This is a genomic window from Dakarella massiliensis (assembly GCF_001182045.1).
Classification (GTDB): domain Bacteria; phylum Pseudomonadota; class Gammaproteobacteria; order Burkholderiales; family Burkholderiaceae_F; genus Mesosutterella; species Mesosutterella massiliensis.
The window spans coordinates 41,446-59,119 of the sequence record NZ_CVTY01000005.1 but is presented as its reverse complement, the minus strand read 5'-3'; the positions used below and the strand labels follow the sequence as shown (position 1 = coordinate 59,119).

Sequence of the window (17,674 nt, the reverse complement as noted above, 5' to 3'; positions counted from 1 at the left end):
TCCGCGAATCCAACAAGGATAGAAAATGGCAGAAAAAGAGAAGTATGTACGTAGCAAGCCCCACGTGAACGTGGGCACGATTGGTCACGTTGACCACGGCAAGACCACCCTGACGGCCGCTCTGACGACCGTCCTCGCCCAGAAGTTCGGCGGCGCGGCTCTCGCCTATGATCAGATTGACGCGGCTCCTGAAGAAAAGTCCCGTGGTATTACGATTAACTCCGCTCACGTTGAGTACGAGACCGAAAAGCGTCACTACGCTCACGTTGACTGCCCGGGGCACGCTGACTATGTGAAGAACATGATCACGGGTGCCGCTCAGATGGACGGTGCCATCCTGGTGGTGGCTGCTTCCGACGGCCCGATGCCCCAGACCCGTGAGCACATCCTGCTCGCCCGTCAGGTCGGCGTGCCGAACATCATCGTTTACCTGAACAAGTGCGACCTGGTTGACGATCCCGAACTGCTCGAACTCGTCGAGATGGAAGTTCGCGAACTGCTGACCGAGTACAAGTTCCCGGGCGACGACATCCCCGTCATCCGCGGTTCCGCCAAGCTCGCCCTCGAAGGCGATCAGTCCGAGTACGGCGTTCCGTCCGTCCTCAAGCTGGCCGACACGATGGATTCCTACTTCCCGGAACCCGTCCGTGAACTCGACAAGCCGTTCCTGATGCCGATCGAAGACGTGTTCTCCATCTCTGGCCGCGGCACCGTGGTGACCGGCCGTGTGGAACGCGGCATCATCCACGTCGGCGATGAAATCGAAATCGTCGGTATCAAGCCGACCCAGAAGACGACCTGCACGGGCGTTGAAATGTTCCGCAAGCTCCTCGACGAAGGCGAGGCTGGCGACAACATCGGCTGCCTGCTGCGTGGTACGAAGCGTGAAGACGTCGAGCGCGGCCAGGTTGTGGCCAAGCCCGGCACGATCACCCCGCACACCAAGTTCGCTGCTCAGGTGTACGTTCTGAAGAAGGAAGAAGGCGGCCGTCATACCCCGTTCTTCAAGGGCTATCGTCCGCAGTTCTACTTCCGTACGACGGACGTGACTGGCACGATCGAGCTGCCGGAAGGCACTGAAATGGTGATGCCTGGCGACAACACCACGATGACCGTGACGCTGATCGCCCCGATCGCTATGGAAGAAGGTCTGCGCTTCGCTATTCGTGAAGGTGGTCACACGGTTGGTGCCGGTGTGGTTGCCAAGATCATCGAGTAATACTTTTACGAAAGAATCAGTTAGCTGATCTAAATCAGTTGACATGATGCACAGGATCGGGATATACTCCCGATCCTGTTGTTCTTTTTATGTTCTTTTTTGCAGGATATACTAGAAAATGCAGTCCCAGCGCATCCGTATTCGCCTGAAGGCCTACGATTACAAACTTATCGACCAGTCCGCTCAGGAAATCGTTGATACCGCCAAACGTACTGGCGCCGTCGTTCGCGGCCCGGTTCCCCTTCCCACCCGCTTCCAGCGTTTCGATATTCTCCGTTCGCCGCACGTCAACAAGACGAGCCGTGATCAGTTCGAGATCCGTACGCACCAGCGTCTGATGGACATCATTGATCCGACGGATAAGACCGTTGATGCCCTGATGAAGCTTGATCTTCCCGCGGGCGTGGATGTCAAGATCAAGGTTGAGTAATCAGCTTTGAACCAACCCGGTTGCAGGAAATTCTGTATCGGGTTAAAATCGCACCTCTTTTTTGCCGCCAAGGCTCTATTGGTGGTGTTTTTTAGTAACGGTCCCGGCCAATCGTAGCCGGGGTGGAGAAAATAATGAGTGATAAGCTTGGCCTTGTTGGTCGCAAGGTCGGCATGACGCGCATTTTCACGGAGGAAGGTGTTTCCGTTCCCGTGACGGTGCTCGATGTGTCGAACAACCGAGTCACAGCTGTTAAGACGGAAGCTACCGATGGTTACAACGCGATCCAGGTTGCGTTTGGTACCCGCCGTCCCAGCCGCGTGACGAAGGCTCTTGCGGGCCAGTTCGCCAAAGCCGGCGTCGAAGCCGGTTCTTCTCTTAAAGAATTTCACGTTGATGCTGATAAGGTCGCCGAGTTCAAGGCTGGCCAGACTCTGAGCGTCGAAATCTTCACGGTCGGTGAAAAGGTCGATGTGACCGCTCACACGATTGGTAAGGGCTTCGCCGGCGTCATCAAGCGTCACCACTTCAAGTCCGGTCGCGCTACGCACGGTAACTCGGTTACGACGAATTCTCCCGGTTCTACCGGTAATCGTCAGGACCCGGGCCGCGTGTTCCCCGGCAAGCGTATGGCTGGTCATCTCGGCGATGTGCAGCGCACCACCCAGAATCTGGTTGTGGCCCGCGTTGATGCCGCCCGTGGCCTGCTTCTCGTCCGCGGCGCAGTGCCTGGTGCCAAGAATGGCCAGGTCATTGTTCGTCCCGCTGTCAAGGCTTAAGGAGCGACCGAATGGAACTGAATGTTATTAATGAACAGGGCCAGGAAACCGCGAAGGTTGCGGCTTCTGACGCCGTGTTTGGTCGTGAGTACAACGAAGCCCTGATTCATCAGATCGTCGTCGCTTACATGGCCAATGCCCGCCAGGGCACCCGCGCTCAGCTGACTCGTGCTGAAGTGCATCATTCCACCAAGAAGCCGTTCAAGCAGAAGGGCACCGGCCGCGCTCGCGCTGGTATGACCTCTTCTCCGCTGTGGCGTAAGGGTGGCCGTGCGTTCCCGAATCTGCCTGAAGAAAACTTCAGCCAGAAGATCAACAAGAAGATGTACCGCGCCGCGATCGCCTCGATTCTTTCGAAGCTCGTTGCTGACGGCCGCCTCGTCGTGGTTGATTCTCTCGATGTGGATACCCCGAAGACCAAGGCGTTTGCTGCCAAGGCCAAGGCTCTGGGTGTTGCCGATTCTGCACTGTTTATTGCCAACGATGTCAGCGACAATCTTTACCTTGCTTCCCGCAATCTGAAGAACGTTTCTGTCGTCACGCCGCGTTACGCTGATCCGCTGTCCCTGATTCACTACAAGAAGGTTGTGGTTGAAAAGGCTGCGGTCGCTAAGCTCGAGGAGATGCTGGGATGAGCCAGGAACGTCTTAACAGGGTGCTGGTTGGCCCGATCGTCTCTGAAAAGAGCACGATGCTCGCCGACAAGAATAACCAGATCGCCTTCCGCGTTGTGAAAGACGCGACCAAGAAGGAAGTGAAGGACGCTGTCGAACTGCTGTTCAAGGTGCAGGTCGAATCCGTCCAGGTCATCAACCTGAAGGGCAAGCAGAAGCGCTTTGGCCGCTTTGAGGGTCGTCGTTCCGACGTCCGCAAGGCTTATGTGTGCCTCAAGCCTGGTCAGGACATTAACTTCGCGCAGGAGGTGAAGTAATGGCTCTCGTCAGCATGAAGCCGACGTCCGCTGGACGTCGCCACATGGTCAAGGTCGTTCACCCGGAACTCCATAAGGGCAAGCCGTTTGCTGCTCTGACCGAAAAGAAGAACCGCATTGACGGCCGTGACAACTACGGTCACATCACCACTCGTCATAAGGGTGGCGGCCACAAGCGTGCTTATCGTATCGTTGACTTCGTTCGTAACAAGGACGGCATTCCCGCCCGCGTCGAGCGTATTGAATACGATCCGAACCGTACCGCTCATATCGCTCTCGTGCTGTTCGCTGACGGCGAACGCCGCTACATCATCGCCCCGAAGGGCCTGAAGGCTGGCGACAAGCTGGTGAACGGTTCCGAAGCTGAGATCAAGGTTGGCAACTGCCTGCCGCTCCGCAATATTCCGGTTGGTACGACGATTTGCTGCGTCGAACTCTTCCCGGGTAAAGGCGCTCAGCTTGCTCGTGCTGCTGGTTCCTACGCTCAGCTGATCGCCCGTGAAGGCGAGTACGCTCAGGTGCGTCTGCGTTCCGGTGAAGTCCGCCGCATCGGCATTGAATGCCGCGCGACGATCGGCACGGTTTCCAACGACGACCACAACCTGCGTGAACTCGGCAAGGCCGGTGCGAAGCGTTGGCGTGGTATCCGCCCGACGGTCCGTGGTGTTGCGATGAACCCGGTTGACCATCCGCACGGCGGTGGTGAAGGCAAGACCGGTACCGGTCGCGCGCCTGTGACTCCTTGGGGTCAGCTTACCCGTGGCTATCGCACTCGTAACAACAAGCGCACGGACAACATGATTGTCCAGCGTCGTTATCGGAAATAAGGGGGCGTAAATGTCTCGTTCGCTGAAAAAGGGACCGTTTGTAGACGCTTCCCTGATGAAAAAGGTTACCAAGGCCCAGGAGAGCCGCGATAAGCGCCCGCTCAAGACTTGGTCCCGTCGTTCTACCATCGTTCCGGAAATGATTGGTCTGACGATCGCCGTTCATAACGGCCGTCAGCACGTTCCGGTGTACATCAATGAGAACATGGTTGGTCATAAGCTGGGCGAATTTGCTATGACTCGTACCTTCCATGGTCACACTGCCGCTGCAGATAAGAAGTAAGGGGAAATGATGGAAACTACTGCTATTGTTCGCGGTGTGCGCCTGTCGGCCCAGCGTGGCCGTCTGGTTGCAGACCTCGTCCGCGGGAAGCCCGTGGATAAGGCTCTGAACATCCTGAACTTCACCCAGAAGAAAGCTGCAGTCATCATCAAGAAGGCTCTGGAATCTGCCATTGCCAACGCCGAGCACAATTTTGGTGCCGACATCGATGAGCTGTATGTCTCCAAGATTTACGTCGAGAAGGCTTCGACGCTGCGTCGTTTCCAGGCGCGCGCCAAGGGCCGCGGTTGCCGTATCGGCAAGCAGACCGCTCACGTCTTCGTGACGGTCAGTGACGCGAAAGCTAAGTAAAGGTGAATTATGGGTCAGAAAATTAATCCCAACGGCTTCCGTCTTCCGGTGACGCGCAACTGGACGTCTCGCTGGTATGCGGTTGGCCGCAACTTCTCCCGCACGCTGGGTGAAGATCTGAAGGTTCGCAGCTTCCTGGAAAAGAAGCTGAAGAACGCCTCTGTTGGCCGTATCCTCATTGAGCGTCCGGCTAACAACGCCCGCATCACGATCTACACGGCCCGTCCGGGCATTGTGATCGGCAAGCAGGGTGCTGATATCGAGGTCCTGAAGGCTGAAGTTCAGAAGATGATGGGCGTGCCTGTTCACGTCGACATCGAAGAAATCCGCCGTCCTGATCTGTGCGCCAAGCTCGTTGCTGAGTCCATCACCCAGCAGCTCGAGAAGCGCATTATGTTCCGCCGCGCCATGAAGCGCGCTATGCAGAACGCGATGCGTCTCGGTGCCAAGGGCATCAAGATCATGTCCTCTGGTCGTCTGAATGGCGCTGAAATCGCCCGTACCGAATGGTACCGCGAAGGCCGTGTGCCGCTTCAGACCCTTCGTGCCAACATTGACTACGGCTTCGCCGAAGCCCACACCACCTACGGTGTGGTGGGTGTCAAGGTTTGGATCTACAAGGGTGACGATTTTGGTGTCGATGCCGCGATGGAACCGGCTCCTGAACGCGAAGGCCGTCGTGGCCGTCGCAACAACGGCGATCGTCCGTCCCGTACGGGTGCTCGCCGCGGCTCTGCGCGTCGTAACAATGAGGCTGAAGCTGCGGCTCCGGCCAAAGACGGAGAATAAGCAATGCTGCAACCCAACCGCACTAAGTACCGCAAGGACCAGAAGGGCCGTAATCCCGGCCTGGCCACGCGCGGCGCGAATGTTGCATTCGGCGACTTCGGCCTGAAGGCGCTCGAACGCGGTCGCATCACGGCCCGTCAGATTGAGGCGGCCCGTCGTGCGATTACCCGCCACATTAAGCGTGGTGGTCGTGTATGGATCCGCATCTTCCCGGACAAGCCCATTTCCACCAAGCCCGCTGAAGTTCGTATGGGCAACGGTAAGGGCAATCCTGAATACTGGGTCGCCCAGATTCAGCCGGGTCGTGTGCTCTATGAAATGGACGGCGTGGATGAGTCCGTGGCTCGTGAAGCCTTTGCTCTGGCTGCTGCCAAGCTGCCGGTGAAGACCACGTTCGTTGTTCGCCAGATCGGCATGTAAGGAGAGACGGCAATGGACGTTAAAGAACTCAAAGAGCTCGACGTAGCTGGACTTAAGAAAGAGCTGAACGAACAGGGCGAAGCCCTTTTCAAGCTCCGCCTGCAGAAGGCCACGCAGCAGCTTCATAACACCAACCAGATTCGCAATACGCGTCATGAAATCGCGCGTATCAAGACGATTCTCGCTCAGAAGGTGGCTAAATAATGACCGAAGAAAAAGTTGAAAAGACTCTCGGCCACACCCTCACGGGCGTGGTGGTGAGCGACAAGATGGACAAAACGATCACCGTCCTGGTTGAGCGTCGTGTTAAGCATCCGCTGTATGGCAAGTATGTCACGAAGACCAACAAGGTCCACGTGCATGACGAAGCCAATTCCGCAGCGGAAGGCGATACGGTTGAAATCGCGGCTACCCGCCCGATTTCCAAGACGGTTCACTGGAACCTCGTCCGCATCGTGCACAAGGCTGTTAAGATCTAATACCTGCCTCGGCAGATATTGAATCTGAAAGCGCCGGTCAGAAGAAATTCTGCCGGCGCTTTTACTTTGCCTGGAGGGCCCCGGGAAAAGAGGAAAGGAGCGTGGAAAATTCTTTTCAGCTCAAAAAAGTAAGCTTTCCTCGTTGCAACACTCGGGAAGATCAACTATACTGCTCAATTCTTGCAGTCCCGAAATCAGTCTGAGGGATGTTTCACTCTTCTGAAGCCTCTCAAAAGGCTGCGAAAGACTGCAGAAACCGAGGTAGCAGCCGTCTTCCTAACTGGTTGACCCTGTTATCAAATCGGTCCCGATGAAACTGGCGGCCTCGAGTTGCAAACATTGAAAATTTAGGGCATAATCCTAAACTCTACTTTTCAAGAATGCTTTTTGAAAAGTCAGCTCACAGTTGGGATGGCCGATGTTTCCTACATTGAACTGTTCCAGCTTTCTCCCGTACGGGACCAATACTGTCCGCATTTTGCGGCATAAGTTGGGTATTTGTAGCCATGATTCAGATGCAAACCAATCTGGACGTCGCCGACAACACCGGCGCTCGTTCAGTAATGTGTATCAAGGTGCTTGGCGGCTCAAAGCGTCGCTATGCCACCGTTGGTGACATTATCAAAGTGACGGTTAAGGACGCTGCCCCCCGCGGCCGTGTCAAGAAGGGCGAAGTCTATGACGCAGTCGTAGTTCGCACCGCCGCCGCCATCCGCCGTCCGGACGGCTCCTGCATTCGCTTCGACAAGAATGCGGCCGTTCTGCTTGACAATAAGAAGGAGCCTATCGGCACCCGTATCTTCGGACCGGTCACGCGCGAACTGCGTACCGAGAAGTTCATGAAGATCGTGTCGCTTGCTCCTGAAGTGATCTAAGGAGCGTAACGATGCAGCGTATCCGTAAAGGTGACGAAGTCATCGTTACCACTGGTAAGTACAAGGGCACCAAGGGCACGGTAACTGCCCGCGTTGATGAACGACACATCCTCGTTGAAGGCGTGAACGTCGTTAAGAAGGCTGTCCGCCCGAACCCGATGATCAATCAGCCTGGCGGCATTGTTGACAAGACCATGCCGATCGACCAGAGCAATGTCATGCTGTTCAACCCGGCTTCCAAGAAGGGTGAACGCGTGTCCTTTAAGATCGTTGATGGCAAGAAAGTCCGTGTGTTCAAGGACGGTTCTGTCGTCGGCGCCAAGGCGTAAGGAGTCAAGATGTCTCGTTTTCATACTCTGTACTCCGAAAAGATTGTTCCCGAACTGACCAAGAAGTTCGGCTACAAGTCCATTATGGAAGTGCCCCGCATCACCAAGATCACCCTGAACATGGGTGTTGGCGAAGCGGTGAATGATAAGAAGGTCGTCGACAACGCCGTTGGCGATATGACCAAGATCGCTGGCCAGAAGCCGGTTATCACGTACACCCGCAAGGCCATCGCGAACTTCAAGATCCGCGAAGGCATGCCGATCGGCTGCATGGTCACGCTGCGCGGCGAGCGTATGTATGACTTCCTGGACCGCCTCGTGACGATCGCCTTCCCGCGCGTTCGTGACTTCCGTGGCGTTTCTGGCCGTGCTTTTGACGGCCGCGGCAACTACAACATCGGTCTCCGTGAACAGATCATCTTCCCGGAAATCGAGTACGACAAGATCGATGCTGTCCGCGGTATGAACATCAGTATTACTACTACGGCGAAGACCGACGAAGAGTCCAAGGCTCTGCTCGCCGGGTTCAACTTCCCGTTCCGCAATTGAGGCAGGTAACAAATGGCTAAACTCGCACTTATTAATCGCGAAAAGAAGCGTGAAGCAACTGTCGCTAAGTTCGCTGCCAAGCGTGCTGCCCTCAAGGCGATTATCAATGACGCTACCCGCTCTATGGAAGAGCGCATGGAAGCACGTGCCCAGCTGCAGGCTCTGCCCCGCGATACCTCCCCGGTTCGCCTGCGCAACCGCTGCACCCTGACGGGCCGTCCGCGTGGAAACTTCCGCAAGTTCGGACTTTCCCGTTCCATGATTCGTGATGCCGCTATGCGCGGTGACATTCCCGGCCTGGTCAAGGCTAGCTGGTAAGCGAGGAGATACGCAATGAGCATGAGTGATCCGATCGCCGATATGCTGACCCGCATTCGCAATGGTCAGATTGTCGACAAGACGGAAGTGGCGATGCCCTCCTCCAAGCTGAAGGTGGCTATTGCCCAGGTTTTGAAAGACGAAGGCTATATCGACGGTTTTTCTGTTGTCGCTATTGACGGCAAGGCTGAACTGCACATTGGCCTGAAGTACTATGCCGGTCGCCCGGTGATTGAGCGCATTGAGCGCGTCTCTCGCCCTGGCCTCCGTATTTACAAGAACCATCAGGACATCCCCCAGGTCATGAACGGCCTTGGTGTTGCGATCGTCTCCACCCCGAAGGGTGTTATGACTGACCGTGCTGCTCGCGCTGCTGGCGTGGGTGGTGAAGTCCTGTGCTACGTCGCTTAATCGGGAGATAAAGAATGTCGCGAATTGCAAGAATTCCGGTCGTCCTTGCTTCCGGTGTCGACTGCAAGATTACTGCCGATAGCCTTACCCTCAAGGGCAAGGTCGGCGAAGTTTCGACTCACATCCTTCCGCTTGTTGAAATCAAGCAGGACGGCAACACCCTTCACTTCGCTGCGAAGGATGAATCCCGTGAATCGAACCAGAACTCCGGCACGATGACGGCTCTCGTCCGTTCGATGAACACCGGTGTTTCTGTTGGCTTTACCAAGACTCTGACGCTGGTTGGCGTGGGCTATCGTGCCCAGGCTCAGGGTCAGAAGCTTAACCTTTCTCTCGGCTTCTCCCACCCCGTCGTGCATGAAATGCCCGAAGGCGTGACTGTGAAGACCCCGACGCCGACCTCCATCGTGCTGTTCGGTGCCGATAAGCAGAAAGTTGGCCAGACTGCAGCTGTCATTCGCAACTACCGCAAGCCGGAACCCTATAAGGGCAAGGGCATTCGGTACGAGAACGAAGTTGTGATCCTGAAAGAAACTAAGAAGAAATAAGCGAGACGGATATGATTAACAAAGAGAAAAGCCGTCAGCGTCGCGCGCGTGCTACGCGTGCCCGCATCAAGCTGCAGAAGGTGAATCGTCTTTCGATCCATCGTACCAACCTGCACATCTACGCGAGCATCATCAGCGCCGACGGCGGCCGCGTGCTCGTTTCTGCCTCCACGGTTGAGCGTGAAGTTCGCGACCAGCTGGCTGCTGCTAAGAGCAACGGCGGCAACGTGAATGCAGCCAAGATCATTGGCACCCGCATCGCTGAAAAGGCGAAGGCGGCTGGCATTGAATCCTGCGCTTTCGACCGTTCCGGATACCGTTATCACGGCCGCGTTGCTGCGCTGGCCGAGGCCGCGCGCGAAGCCGGTCTCAAGTTCTAAGGACTGAGCACAATGGCTAAGTTTCAAGGTAAGAATGCGGCAGCTGCTGATGACGGCTTCCGCGAGAAGATGATTGCGGTCAACCGCGTCACCAAGGTCGTCAAGGGCGGCCGTATCCTGGCGTTCGCCGCTCTCACGGTTGTGGGTGATGGCGAAGGCCGTGTTGGCATGGGCAAGGGCAAGTCCCGTGAAGTCCCCGCTGCCGTTCAGAAGGCCATGGATCGTGCCCGTCACGACATGAAGAAGTTCCCGCTGAATCACGGAACCGTCTTCCACACCGTCGAAGGCCATCACGGCGCTTCCCGCGTGATGCTCCGTCCGGCCCCTGAAGGTACCGGTATCATTGCCGGCGGCCCGATGCGCGCTGTCTGCGACGCGATCGGTATCACCGACGTGTACGCCAAGTGCTACGGCTCCTCGAATCCCTACAACATGGTTCGTGCGACCTTTGATGCTCTGAACAACATGCGGTCTCCGGCTGAAATTGCTGCCAAGCGCGGCAAGACGGTCGAAGAGATTGTTGGCTAATTCAGGAGATATTGGAAATGGCTGACAAGAAGACTGTAAAGGTTACCCTGGTCCGCAGCCCGATCGGCTGCAAGGCCGATCACCGCGCTACGGTGCTGGGCCTGGGACTCAAGAAGATCCGTCAGACTCGCGAGCTGGAAGACACGCCCGCGGTCCGTGGCATGATCAACAAGGTTTCGTACCTTGTCCGTGCCGAATGATCCGAGGATAAAAAATGCGTTTGAATACGATTAAGCCCGCTGAAGGCTCCAAGGCTTCGATCCGCCGTGTCGGTCGTGGCGTTGGTTCCGGCATGGGCAAGACTGCGACCCGTGGTCACAAAGGTCAGAAGTCCCGTGCTGGCGGCTTCCACAAGGTTGGTTTCGAAGGCGGCCAGATGCCGATTTATCGTCGTCTGCCGAAGCGTGGCTTTACTTCCCTTACCCATCGGTTCGTGGAAGAAGTCCGCCTGAGCGACCTCGAAGCGCTGCCCGTTGAAGAGATTGATCTGCTCGTTCTGAAGAACGCGAATGTCGTGTCTCCTCTCACCGCTGAAGCCCGCGTGATCCTGTCCGGTGCCATCACCCGCAAGGTTACGGTTCGTGGTCTCAAGGTGACGAAGGGTGCCAAGGCCGCCATTGAGGCTGCCGGTGGCACGGTGATCGCAGAGTAATTTCTTCACTAGGGGCAGAACGTGGCGTACAGCCGTAAAACTAAGGAGCAGAGCAAGGGGAAGTACACAGACCTGAAACAGCGTCTGGTGTTCCTTGCGCTTGCGCTCGTCGTCTACCGGATCGGTGCTCACATACCGGTTCCGGGAATTGATCCTGATATGCTCCAGCAGCTGTTCAATCAGCAGCAGGGCGGCATTCTCGGGCTGTTCAACATGTTCTCCGGTGGCGCTCTCTCGCGGTTCTCGCTTTTCGCGCTGGGTATCATGCCGTACATTTCTGCAGCCATTATTCTGCAGATGCTGTCCTACGTGATGCCCTCGCTCGAAGCTCTCCGCAAAGAGGGAGAGTCCGGACGAAGAAAGATCACTCAGTACACGCGTTACACGACGCTCTTCCTGGGTCTGTTCCAGGCTTTCGGTATTTCCGCGGCCCTTCAGACCCAGCCTGGCCTGGTTATCAATCCGGGCTTCGTGTTCCAGTTCTCCTGCGTTGTTTCCCTCGTCACGGGGACCATGTTCCTCATGTGGCTTGGTGAGCAGATTACGGAACGCGGTCTTGGCAACGGTATCTCCATCATCATCTTCGCTGGTATTGTGGCGGGTCTCCCCAACGCAGCTACCGGCCTGATGCAGTTGGTGAGCACCGGCGCTATCAACCCGCTCGCGGCGATCTTCGTGATCGCTGTCGTGCTGGCTGTGACCGCCTTCGTGGTGTTTATGGAACGCGGACAGCGCCGTATTACGGTGAATTACGCGCGTCGGCAGGTTGGCCGTCGGATCATGGGAGGCCAGTCTACGTACCTGCCTCTCAAGATCAATATGGCGAACGTGATTCCGCCGATTTTCGCTTCCTCCCTGATTCTGTTCCCGGCTACGGTCGCGGGCTGGATGACGGCCAGTGATTCCAATCGCTGGCTCCGTGACCTGGCTGCGTCTCTCGCTCCGGGACAGCCGATCTACACGCTGCTTTATGCAACGCTGATCGTGTTCTTTGCCTATTTCTATACGGCTCTGGTTTTCAATCCGAAAGAAACGGCAGACAACCTGAAGAAGGGTGGGGCGTTCATCCCCGGCATTCGTCCTGGCGACCAGACTGCCAAGTACATCGATCGTGTGCTTCAGCGTCTGACCCTGAGTGGTGCAATTTACCTGGTGTTCGTCTGCTTGGTTCCTGAGTTCCTCAATCTGAAGTTCAATGTGCCCTTCTACTTCGGCGGCACTTCCCTGCTGATCGTTGTGGTGGTCGCGATGGACTTTATGAGCCAGGTTCAGGCCTATCTGATGTCCCACCAGTATGAAAGTTTGCTGAGGAAGACTAACTTCCAAGGTTTTGGCCGGGGGATGTGATCCCGGCGTAATAAAGGATGCAGGCGGTTTCTGCAAACCGCTGATCTGGCGAAACGGGGAGCACCCATCCAGTAGGAATTGCGCCTAAAGAGTTGAAAAGGATGCACTACATCCCTTTTCAGCTTGTGCAAAACTGAAAAATGGTTTATGCTCGCTCGTTTCTGTCAGAATGCATCAGATCTCATGCCCGTGAGGGTATGGATGGAGATGAAAATGAAGGTAGCAGCTTCGGTTAAACGCATGTGCCGTAACTGCAAGATCGTTAAGCGCAAGGGTGTTGTGCGCGTGATCTGCAGCGACCCGCGTCACAAGCAGCGTCAAGGCTAAAGAGGTAAAGTAAAAAATGGCTCGTATCGCCGGTATTAATATTCCGCCGAATCAGCATGCCGTGATCGGTCTGACCGCCATCTATGGTATCGGTCTCACCCGTGCTCGCGACATCTGTGATGTTTGCGGAATCCCGCAGTCCAAGTTGGTCAAGGACCTCAATGATGAAGAACTCGAAAAGATCCGTGATGCGGTCTCGAAGTTCGTCGTCGAGGGTGACCTCCGTCGTGAAATTCAGCTTTCGATCAAGCGTCTGATCGACCTCGGTACTTATCGTGGCATGCGGCATCGTCGCGGTCTGCCCTGCCGTGGTCAGCGTACCCGCACCAATGCCCGTACCCGCAAGGGCCCGCGCAAGGTTGGTGTCACGCTTAAGAAGTAATTTAGAGGATTAGCATGGCTGGCAACACTAATAAAAATTCCGCGGCTTCGGCTCGCGGTCGTAAGAAGGTTCGCAAGGTTGTGACGGAAGGCGTCGCTCACGTCCACGCGTCCTTCAACAACACTATCATCACGATCACTGATCGCCAGGGCAACGTCATTGCGGCGTCCTCCTCCGGCGCTCAGGGTTTCAAGGGCTCCCGTAAGTCCACGTCTTTCGCTGCACAGGTTGCTAGCGAAAAGGCTGGCCGTACGGCTCTTGAATATGGTCTTAAGAACGTTGACGTTCAGGTTTTCGGGCCCGGCCCGGGACGTGAAAGCAGCATCCGCGCTCTGAATGCCCTCGGCATCCGCGTTACCTCCATCCAGGATGTGACCCCGGTTCCGCACAATGGCGTTCGTCCGTCGAAGCGCCGTCGCGTTTAATTTCTTTTAATTTTTCCGTGTCCTTTCTCCACAACCGGGAGAAAAGACTGAATGCGGTTTTATCCGCAGGATAAGAGAGGCTAATTTTAAATGGCACGTTATCTCGGTCCCAAGCTCAAGCTTTCGCGTCGCGAAGGGGGCGATCTTAACCTTAAGAGCGCCCGCCGTCCCTTCGAAGACAAAGTGAAGGATGCTAATACTAAGCCGGGCCAGCACGGCAAAGTTTCCGGCACTCGTATGTCGGACTACGGCAACCAGCTTCGCGAAAAGCAGAAGGTCAAGCGTATTTACGGTCTGCTCGAGCGTCAGTTCCGCCGTTATTTCAAGAACGCCGAAGCGATGCGCGGCAACACCGGTACCAACCTGCTGCTGCTCCTCGAGAGCCGTCTTGACAACGTGGTTTACCGTATGGGCTTTGCATCCACCCGTGCAGAAGCTCGTCAGCTTGTGAGCCACGGCGCGATCGCTGTCAATGGCAATCGCGTGAATATTCCTTCCGCCTCGGTTAAGCCCGGGGATGTTGTCTCCATCCGCGAAAAGGCCCGTAAGCAGGCCCGTATCGCTGAGGCTCTTGAACTCGCCGCCGGCTCTATGCCCAGCTGGGTTGCCGTCGATGCCAAGAAGTTTGAAGGCACCTTCAAGAACCTGCCTGAGCGTCAGGAATTCGATCCTGATGTGAACGAACAGCTCGTCGTCGAACTGTACTCTCGTTAATCAGGCCCCTGATGGTCCGGATCGTAGTGCGATCCGGTCCGTCAAGTGCAGGAAAAGCGCGGATAGTCCTTTTGGGGCACTGTCCGCGTTTCTTTACTTTTAAGCCCCTGACCTCCATCAGCCTTATCGGTGTAACGAGCCGAGGGTATTGAATAGGAACGTCGATTTATGTTTAATGCAGAACTGCTCAAGCCGAACAACATTGATGTCGCGCTTGATGAGAAGAATCCGAACCGTGCCGTGATCACGCTCGAACCGTTCGAGCGCGGCTATGGCCATACCCTGGGCAATGCGCTTCGCCGTATTCTCCTCGCCTCCATGGTGGGCTATGCTCCGACCGAGGCTGAGATCACGGGTATCGTGCACGAATACTCCCAGATTGAAGGCGTGATGGAAGATGCCGTCGACGTCCTCCTCAATCTGAAGGGCGTGATCTTCAAGCTTGAAGGCCGTGAGGAAGTTTCTCTGGTTCTCCGCAAGAAGGGCAATACCGTTGTGACGGCGGCCGACTTCGACCTGCCCCATGACGTCGTGGTGCTGAATCCCGATCACGTGATCGCTCACCTTACCGGCGGCCGTCTTGAGCTGAAGGTGAAGGTTGAGAAGGGCCGCGGCTATCAGCCGGGCAACGTGCGCGCTTTCGCTGACGATCATTCCCGTCAGCAGATTGGTCATCTCCTGATGGATGCTTCCTTCAGCCCGATCGTCCGTGTCGCCTATCAGGTGAGCCCGGCCCGTGTCGGTCAGAGAACTGACCTTGATAAGCTCGCGCTTGAGATCGTGACGAACGGCGTTATCACGCCGGAAGAAGCGCTCCGCGAATCCGTCCGCATTCTCCAGGATCAGCTGTCGATCTTCGGTTCCATCAAGACCGCTGCTGCTGACAAGGCTGAACCCGAGGAAGAAAGCTCCGTCAACAATCCGCCGCCGCTTGATCCGGTTCTTATGCGCCCGATTGATGACCTCGAACTCACGGTCCGCTCTGCGAACTGCCTGAAGGCCGAGAGCATCTCCTACATCGGCGATCTGATCCAGCGCACCGAGAACGAACTCCTGAAGACCCCGAATCTGGGCCGCAAGTCCCTGAACGAGATCAAGGAAGTCCTCGCTGCCCACGGTCTCACGCTCGGCATGAAGCTCGAGAACTGGCCGCCCCAGGGTCTTGAGCGTTAATTTGTAATTGCAGTTGCGCAAAGCCGGCGTTTGGTGTAATCTCCGCCTGCTTTGCGCTTTGCAAAACATTGCTTTACCCGTCCGCCTCCCGGTTTCCCGCGAGGATAGAAGAGTCGGGATTCTTCTGCCTTTGCCGGCAGATCACAAAACTAATAGGAATTTTCAAAATGCCTCATCGTTTAGGTCTTCGTAAGCTTAACCGCACCAGCGCCCATCGTCTGGCCATGTTCCGCAACATGTCCGTCTCCCTGCTTCGTCACGAAGCCATCAAGACGACCCTGCCGAAGGCGAAGGAACTCCGCCGCGTGGTTGAGCCCCTGATCACCCTTGCCAAGAACCCGACCCTGGCCAACCGCCGCCTCGCGTTCAACCGCCTCCGTGATCGCGAGATCGTTCAGAAGCTGTTCGATGAAATCGGACCGCGCTTCGCCAACCGCAACGGCGGCTACACCCGCATCCTCAAGATGGGCTTCCGCCCGGGCGACAACGCTCCGATCGCCTACATGGAACTGACCGAAAAGGCTGCTCCGAAGGCTGAGCCGGTTGAAGAAGAAAACAAGTAATTTCTGATTCAGCTTAAAGCCGCCGGCTGTCTCCGGACTGCCGGCAGTTTGAATCGAACGGGTCTTTTCCTGCGAAGGGGAAGATCCGTTTTTTCTTGCGGGGAACGCCGTGGATCAGTCTGAGAATTCAACTGTCAGAATCGATAAGTGGCTCTGGGCCGCCCGTTTCTTCAAAACGCGGAGCCTTGCGCAGGAGGCGCTTGAGCTTGGCCGCGTGCGTGAGAATGGCGATCGGATCAAACCGTCCCGGCAGCTCCGAACCGGAGAGCTCCTGTCGGTTACCCGGGGCGAGGATACGATGGAAGTCCTTGTCACGGGGCTGAGTGACAAGCGGGGATCGGCCACAGACGCCGCGAAACTTTATGAGGAAACCGAGTCGAGCAAGGCGCTGAGGCGCTCAAGGAAGGATATCCTGAAGCTCGCCGCGGAGCCCGCGGTGACCATCCGGGGAGGGCGTCCCACGAAGCGTGAAGGGCGGAAGCTCCGGAACTTCAGAAACAGCTTCTGAGAAGGCAGCAAAAAAAACCTGGCTTGCGCCAGGTTTTTCTTTACCGGAAAGCGAGTCCGGATCAGTACTCGTAGCCTTCCTTCAGCCAGCGGGCTACATCGAGCGAGCAGTACGTGAGAATACCGTCAGCGCCGGCGCGCTTCGCGCAGATCATCGTTTCCATCGTAATCTTCTTCTCATCGATCGCGCCCGCAGCCGCCGCGAACTTCAGCATGGCGTATTCACCGGACACGTGGTAGAGGAAGGTCGGAGCCTTGAACTCTTCCTTCACGCGCCACAGCACGTCGAGGTACGGAATGCCAGGCTTCACCATGACCATATCCGCGCCTTCCTGCAGGTCGTAGCCGACTTCCCAGAGGGCTTCGTTGCCGTTCGCCGGATCCTGCTGGTAGACGTTCTTGTTCGAGCGGCCGAGGTTCGAGGAGGAACCCACGGCGTCGCGGAACGGGCCGTAGTACGCGGAGGCGTACTTCGCGGAGTACGCCATGATCCGGGTGTAGATCAGGTTCTCTTTCTCAAAGGCGCGGCGGATCGTGCCGATACGGCCGTCCATCATGTCAGACGGGGCAATCACGTCAGCGCCCGCGCGGGCCTGGCAGAGGGACTGTAGCACGAGCTGTTCCACGGTCTCATCATTCATGATGAAGCCCGTGTCGTCGATCAGGCCATCCTGGCCGTGCGTCGTGTAGGGGTCGAGCGCGACGTCAGTCATGATGCCGAGCTCAGGGAACTTCTCCTTCACCGCCTTGATCGTGCGGGGAATGAGGCCATCCGGGTTGTGGGCCTCGCGGCCGTCCGGAGTCTTCAGTTCCTGTTCAATATGCGGGAAAAGCGCGATCATCGGCACGCCGAGATCAACGCACTCCTGGCAGACTTCGAGCAGTTCATCGATAGAAAGACGGGAAACACCCGGCATGGTCGGGATGGGATCACGGCGGTGTTCGCCCTCCTGGACAAAAACCGGCAGGATCAGATCGTTCGGAGAAAGCGTCGTTTCACGGACGAGTCTGCGGGAAAAGCTGTCATGACGGTTGCGGCGCATGCGCACCATAGGAAACTGACCAAGAGTCTGCATCGAATTGCCTCAAAGGTATTAAAAGAAGAGCGTCCGCAGGCGGGCTGCGCCGCGCGGAACGC

Annotated in this window: 31 protein-coding genes; 30 read left to right on the top strand and 1 reads right to left on the bottom strand. The window is 56.6% G+C overall.

All coding sequences use genetic code 11. The features are described from left to right. Positions 1-25: 25 nt before the first annotated feature. The 30 genes from tuf (at position 26) to BN1936_RS01820 (ending at position 16,537) form a co-directional block, all read left to right on the top strand. Positions 26-1,219, top strand: a complete 1,194-nt coding sequence (gene tuf / locus BN1936_RS01965) for an elongation factor Tu (RefSeq protein ID WP_049686531.1) — start codon at positions 26-28, stop codon at positions 1,217-1,219. A 118-nt stretch (positions 1,220-1,337) separates the two neighbouring features. After that, positions 1,338-1,649 carry a 30S ribosomal protein S10 gene (gene rpsJ / locus BN1936_RS01960; RefSeq protein ID WP_022442716.1) on the top strand — a complete coding sequence of 104 codons (312 nt, stop codon included), beginning with the start codon at positions 1,338-1,340 and terminating at the stop codon, positions 1,647-1,649. A 134-nt stretch (positions 1,650-1,783) separates the two neighbouring features. Further along, complete coding sequence (gene rplC / locus BN1936_RS01955) at positions 1,784-2,428, top strand: 50S ribosomal protein L3 (protein ID WP_022442717.1); 645 nt, start codon at positions 1,784-1,786, stop codon at positions 2,426-2,428. A gap of 11 nt (positions 2,429-2,439) precedes the next feature. After that, on the top strand, positions 2,440-3,063 hold the full coding sequence (gene rplD, locus BN1936_RS01950; RefSeq protein ID WP_022442718.1) for a 50S ribosomal protein L4: 624 nt from the start codon (positions 2,440-2,442) through the stop codon (positions 3,061-3,063). After that, complete coding sequence (gene rplW / locus BN1936_RS01945) at positions 3,060-3,359, top strand: 50S ribosomal protein L23 (protein WP_022442719.1); 300 nt, start codon at positions 3,060-3,062, stop codon at positions 3,357-3,359. The genes rplD and rplW overlap by 4 nt, the downstream gene beginning before the upstream one ends. Next, positions 3,359-4,186, top strand: coding sequence for a 50S ribosomal protein L2 (gene rplB / locus BN1936_RS01940; protein WP_022442720.1), 828 nt, complete (start codon positions 3,359-3,361; stop codon positions 4,184-4,186). The genes rplW and rplB overlap by 1 nt, the downstream gene beginning before the upstream one ends. A 10-nt stretch (positions 4,187-4,196) precedes the next feature. Next, a complete protein-coding gene (gene rpsS, locus BN1936_RS01935) occupies positions 4,197-4,469 on the top strand; it encodes a 30S ribosomal protein S19 (protein WP_022442721.1) in 273 nt (90 codons plus the stop codon). A 6-nt stretch (positions 4,470-4,475) separates the two neighbouring features. Continuing rightward, entirely contained in the window at positions 4,476-4,820 is a 345-nt protein-coding gene (gene rplV / locus BN1936_RS01930; RefSeq protein ID WP_174703611.1) for a 50S ribosomal protein L22, read from the top strand. Positions 4,821-4,829: 9 nt separating this feature from the next. Then, a complete protein-coding gene (rpsC, locus tag BN1936_RS01925; RefSeq protein WP_022442723.1) occupies positions 4,830-5,609 on the top strand; it encodes a 30S ribosomal protein S3 in 780 nt (259 codons plus the stop codon). 3 nt (positions 5,610-5,612) lie between these two features. Continuing rightward, entirely contained in the window at positions 5,613-6,029 is a 417-nt protein-coding gene (gene rplP, locus BN1936_RS01920) for a 50S ribosomal protein L16 (protein ID WP_022442724.1), read from the top strand. Positions 6,030-6,041: 12 nt separating this feature from the next. Beyond that, positions 6,042-6,233 carry a 50S ribosomal protein L29 gene (rpmC, locus tag BN1936_RS01915; protein WP_022442725.1) on the top strand — a complete coding sequence of 64 codons (192 nt, stop codon included), beginning with the start codon at positions 6,042-6,044 and terminating at the stop codon, positions 6,231-6,233. Beyond that, positions 6,233-6,508, top strand: coding sequence for a 30S ribosomal protein S17 (gene rpsQ, locus BN1936_RS01910; RefSeq protein ID WP_049686530.1), 276 nt, complete (start codon positions 6,233-6,235; stop codon positions 6,506-6,508). Before rpmC ends, rpsQ begins: the two co-directional genes overlap by 1 nt. A 506-nt stretch (positions 6,509-7,014) precedes the next feature. Further along, on the top strand, positions 7,015-7,383 hold the full coding sequence (gene rplN, locus BN1936_RS01905) for a 50S ribosomal protein L14 (RefSeq protein WP_022442982.1): 369 nt from the start codon (positions 7,015-7,017) through the stop codon (positions 7,381-7,383). Positions 7,384-7,394: 11 nt separating this feature from the next. Then, complete coding sequence (rplX, locus tag BN1936_RS01900; RefSeq protein ID WP_022442981.1) at positions 7,395-7,712, top strand: 50S ribosomal protein L24; 318 nt, start codon at positions 7,395-7,397, stop codon at positions 7,710-7,712. Between the two features lie 9 nt (positions 7,713-7,721). After that, positions 7,722-8,261, top strand: a complete 540-nt coding sequence (gene rplE, locus BN1936_RS01895; RefSeq protein WP_022442980.1) for a 50S ribosomal protein L5 — start codon at positions 7,722-7,724, stop codon at positions 8,259-8,261. 12 nt (positions 8,262-8,273) lie between these two features. Then, positions 8,274-8,579, top strand: a complete 306-nt coding sequence (rpsN, locus tag BN1936_RS01890; RefSeq protein WP_022442979.1) for a 30S ribosomal protein S14 — start codon at positions 8,274-8,276, stop codon at positions 8,577-8,579. A gap of 15 nt (positions 8,580-8,594) precedes the next feature. Continuing rightward, positions 8,595-8,990 carry a 30S ribosomal protein S8 gene (gene rpsH / locus BN1936_RS01885; RefSeq protein WP_022442978.1) on the top strand — a complete coding sequence of 132 codons (396 nt, stop codon included), beginning with the start codon at positions 8,595-8,597 and terminating at the stop codon, positions 8,988-8,990. Between the two features lie 14 nt (positions 8,991-9,004). Further along, complete coding sequence (gene rplF / locus BN1936_RS01880) at positions 9,005-9,538, top strand: 50S ribosomal protein L6 (RefSeq protein WP_022442977.1); 534 nt, start codon at positions 9,005-9,007, stop codon at positions 9,536-9,538. Positions 9,539-9,549: 11 nt separating this feature from the next. Then, positions 9,550-9,918, top strand: a complete 369-nt coding sequence (gene rplR, locus BN1936_RS01875; RefSeq protein WP_022442976.1) for a 50S ribosomal protein L18 — start codon at positions 9,550-9,552, stop codon at positions 9,916-9,918. Between the two features lie 12 nt (positions 9,919-9,930). Next, complete coding sequence (rpsE, locus tag BN1936_RS01870; protein ID WP_022442975.1) at positions 9,931-10,446, top strand: 30S ribosomal protein S5; 516 nt, start codon at positions 9,931-9,933, stop codon at positions 10,444-10,446. Positions 10,447-10,463: 17 nt separating this feature from the next. Beyond that, positions 10,464-10,646, top strand: a complete 183-nt coding sequence (gene rpmD, locus BN1936_RS01865) for a 50S ribosomal protein L30 (protein WP_022442974.1) — start codon at positions 10,464-10,466, stop codon at positions 10,644-10,646. A gap of 14 nt (positions 10,647-10,660) precedes the next feature. After that, the gene (gene rplO / locus BN1936_RS01860; protein ID WP_022442973.1) at positions 10,661-11,098 is read left to right on the top strand and encodes a 50S ribosomal protein L15; all 438 of its coding nucleotides are present in this window, start codon (positions 10,661-10,663) and stop codon (positions 11,096-11,098) included. A gap of 21 nt (positions 11,099-11,119) precedes the next feature. After that, complete coding sequence (secY, locus tag BN1936_RS01855; RefSeq protein WP_049686529.1) at positions 11,120-12,445, top strand: preprotein translocase subunit SecY; 1,326 nt, start codon at positions 11,120-11,122, stop codon at positions 12,443-12,445. A 213-nt stretch (positions 12,446-12,658) separates the two neighbouring features. Beyond that, positions 12,659-12,772, top strand: coding sequence for a 50S ribosomal protein L36 (gene rpmJ / locus BN1936_RS01850; protein ID WP_049686664.1), 114 nt, complete (start codon positions 12,659-12,661; stop codon positions 12,770-12,772). A gap of 16 nt (positions 12,773-12,788) precedes the next feature. Beyond that, positions 12,789-13,154: a 30S ribosomal protein S13 gene (rpsM, locus tag BN1936_RS01845; protein WP_022442759.1), complete on the top strand. Its 366-nt coding sequence runs from the start codon at positions 12,789-12,791 to the stop codon at positions 13,152-13,154. Between the two features lie 14 nt (positions 13,155-13,168). After that, the gene (rpsK, locus tag BN1936_RS01840; RefSeq protein WP_022442758.1) at positions 13,169-13,579 is read left to right on the top strand and encodes a 30S ribosomal protein S11; all 411 of its coding nucleotides are present in this window, start codon (positions 13,169-13,171) and stop codon (positions 13,577-13,579) included. 90 nt (positions 13,580-13,669) lie between these two features. Further along, positions 13,670-14,293 carry a 30S ribosomal protein S4 gene (gene rpsD, locus BN1936_RS01835; RefSeq protein WP_022442757.1) on the top strand — a complete coding sequence of 208 codons (624 nt, stop codon included), beginning with the start codon at positions 13,670-13,672 and terminating at the stop codon, positions 14,291-14,293. A gap of 168 nt (positions 14,294-14,461) precedes the next feature. After that, positions 14,462-15,466: a DNA-directed RNA polymerase subunit alpha gene (locus tag BN1936_RS01830; protein ID WP_022442756.1), complete on the top strand. Its 1,005-nt coding sequence runs from the start codon at positions 14,462-14,464 to the stop codon at positions 15,464-15,466. A 167-nt stretch (positions 15,467-15,633) separates the two neighbouring features. Continuing rightward, positions 15,634-16,029 carry a 50S ribosomal protein L17 gene (gene rplQ / locus BN1936_RS01825; RefSeq protein ID WP_049686528.1) on the top strand — a complete coding sequence of 132 codons (396 nt, stop codon included), beginning with the start codon at positions 15,634-15,636 and terminating at the stop codon, positions 16,027-16,029. A gap of 109 nt (positions 16,030-16,138) precedes the next feature. After that, positions 16,139-16,537 (top strand): RNA-binding S4 domain-containing protein, encoded by a 399-nt coding sequence (locus BN1936_RS01820; RefSeq protein ID WP_022443508.1) that lies wholly within the window; start codon positions 16,139-16,141, stop codon positions 16,535-16,537. A gap of 61 nt (positions 16,538-16,598) precedes the next feature. Here the strand turns inward: BN1936_RS01820 and hemB are convergent, their stop codons facing one another. Then, on the bottom strand, positions 16,599-17,612 hold the full coding sequence (gene hemB / locus BN1936_RS01815) for a porphobilinogen synthase (protein ID WP_049686527.1): 1,014 nt from the start codon (positions 17,610-17,612) through the stop codon (positions 16,599-16,601). Positions 17,613-17,674: the final 62 nt, after the last annotated feature.

Coding starts and splice junctions, on each gene's coding strand:
- rpsM (WP_022442759.1), top strand. CDS start 12,789: ATGGCTCGTATCGCCGGTATTAATATTCCGCCGAATCAGCATGCCGTG.
- rplO (WP_022442973.1), top strand. CDS start 10,661: ATGCGTTTGAATACGATTAAGCCCGCTGAAGGCTCCAAGGCTTCGATC.
- rpsN (WP_022442979.1), top strand. CDS start 8,274: ATGGCTAAACTCGCACTTATTAATCGCGAAAAGAAGCGTGAAGCAACT.
- rpsK (WP_022442758.1), top strand. CDS start 13,169: ATGGCTGGCAACACTAATAAAAATTCCGCGGCTTCGGCTCGCGGTCGT.
- rplC (WP_022442717.1), top strand. CDS start 1,784: ATGAGTGATAAGCTTGGCCTTGTTGGTCGCAAGGTCGGCATGACGCGC.
- rpsH (WP_022442978.1), top strand. CDS start 8,595: ATGAGCATGAGTGATCCGATCGCCGATATGCTGACCCGCATTCGCAAT.
- rplW (WP_022442719.1), top strand. CDS start 3,060: ATGAGCCAGGAACGTCTTAACAGGGTGCTGGTTGGCCCGATCGTCTCT.
- rpmC (WP_022442725.1), top strand. CDS start 6,042: ATGGACGTTAAAGAACTCAAAGAGCTCGACGTAGCTGGACTTAAGAAA.
- hemB (WP_049686527.1), bottom strand. CDS start 17,612: ATGCAGACTCTTGGTCAGTTTCCTATGGTGCGCATGCGCCGCAACCGT.
- rpsJ (WP_022442716.1), top strand. CDS start 1,338: ATGCAGTCCCAGCGCATCCGTATTCGCCTGAAGGCCTACGATTACAAA.
- rplX (WP_022442981.1), top strand. CDS start 7,395: ATGCAGCGTATCCGTAAAGGTGACGAAGTCATCGTTACCACTGGTAAG.
- BN1936_RS01830 (WP_022442756.1), top strand. CDS start 14,462: ATGTTTAATGCAGAACTGCTCAAGCCGAACAACATTGATGTCGCGCTT.
- rpsS (WP_022442721.1), top strand. CDS start 4,197: ATGTCTCGTTCGCTGAAAAAGGGACCGTTTGTAGACGCTTCCCTGATG.
- rpsD (WP_022442757.1), top strand. CDS start 13,670: ATGGCACGTTATCTCGGTCCCAAGCTCAAGCTTTCGCGTCGCGAAGGG.
- rplR (WP_022442976.1), top strand. CDS start 9,550: ATGATTAACAAAGAGAAAAGCCGTCAGCGTCGCGCGCGTGCTACGCGT.
- rplN (WP_022442982.1), top strand. CDS start 7,015: ATGATTCAGATGCAAACCAATCTGGACGTCGCCGACAACACCGGCGCT.
- rpsQ (WP_049686530.1), top strand. CDS start 6,233: ATGACCGAAGAAAAAGTTGAAAAGACTCTCGGCCACACCCTCACGGGC.
- rplF (WP_022442977.1), top strand. CDS start 9,005: ATGTCGCGAATTGCAAGAATTCCGGTCGTCCTTGCTTCCGGTGTCGAC.
- tuf (WP_049686531.1), top strand. CDS start 26: ATGGCAGAAAAAGAGAAGTATGTACGTAGCAAGCCCCACGTGAACGTG.
- rpsC (WP_022442723.1), top strand. CDS start 4,830: ATGGGTCAGAAAATTAATCCCAACGGCTTCCGTCTTCCGGTGACGCGC.
- rplP (WP_022442724.1), top strand. CDS start 5,613: ATGCTGCAACCCAACCGCACTAAGTACCGCAAGGACCAGAAGGGCCGT.
- rplQ (WP_049686528.1), top strand. CDS start 15,634: ATGCCTCATCGTTTAGGTCTTCGTAAGCTTAACCGCACCAGCGCCCAT.
- rplD (WP_022442718.1), top strand. CDS start 2,440: ATGGAACTGAATGTTATTAATGAACAGGGCCAGGAAACCGCGAAGGTT.
- rpsE (WP_022442975.1), top strand. CDS start 9,931: ATGGCTAAGTTTCAAGGTAAGAATGCGGCAGCTGCTGATGACGGCTTC.
- rplB (WP_022442720.1), top strand. CDS start 3,359: ATGGCTCTCGTCAGCATGAAGCCGACGTCCGCTGGACGTCGCCACATG.
- rpmD (WP_022442974.1), top strand. CDS start 10,464: ATGGCTGACAAGAAGACTGTAAAGGTTACCCTGGTCCGCAGCCCGATC.
- rplE (WP_022442980.1), top strand. CDS start 7,722: ATGTCTCGTTTTCATACTCTGTACTCCGAAAAGATTGTTCCCGAACTG.
- rplV (WP_174703611.1), top strand. CDS start 4,476: ATGATGGAAACTACTGCTATTGTTCGCGGTGTGCGCCTGTCGGCCCAG.
- rpmJ (WP_049686664.1), top strand. CDS start 12,659: ATGAAGGTAGCAGCTTCGGTTAAACGCATGTGCCGTAACTGCAAGATC.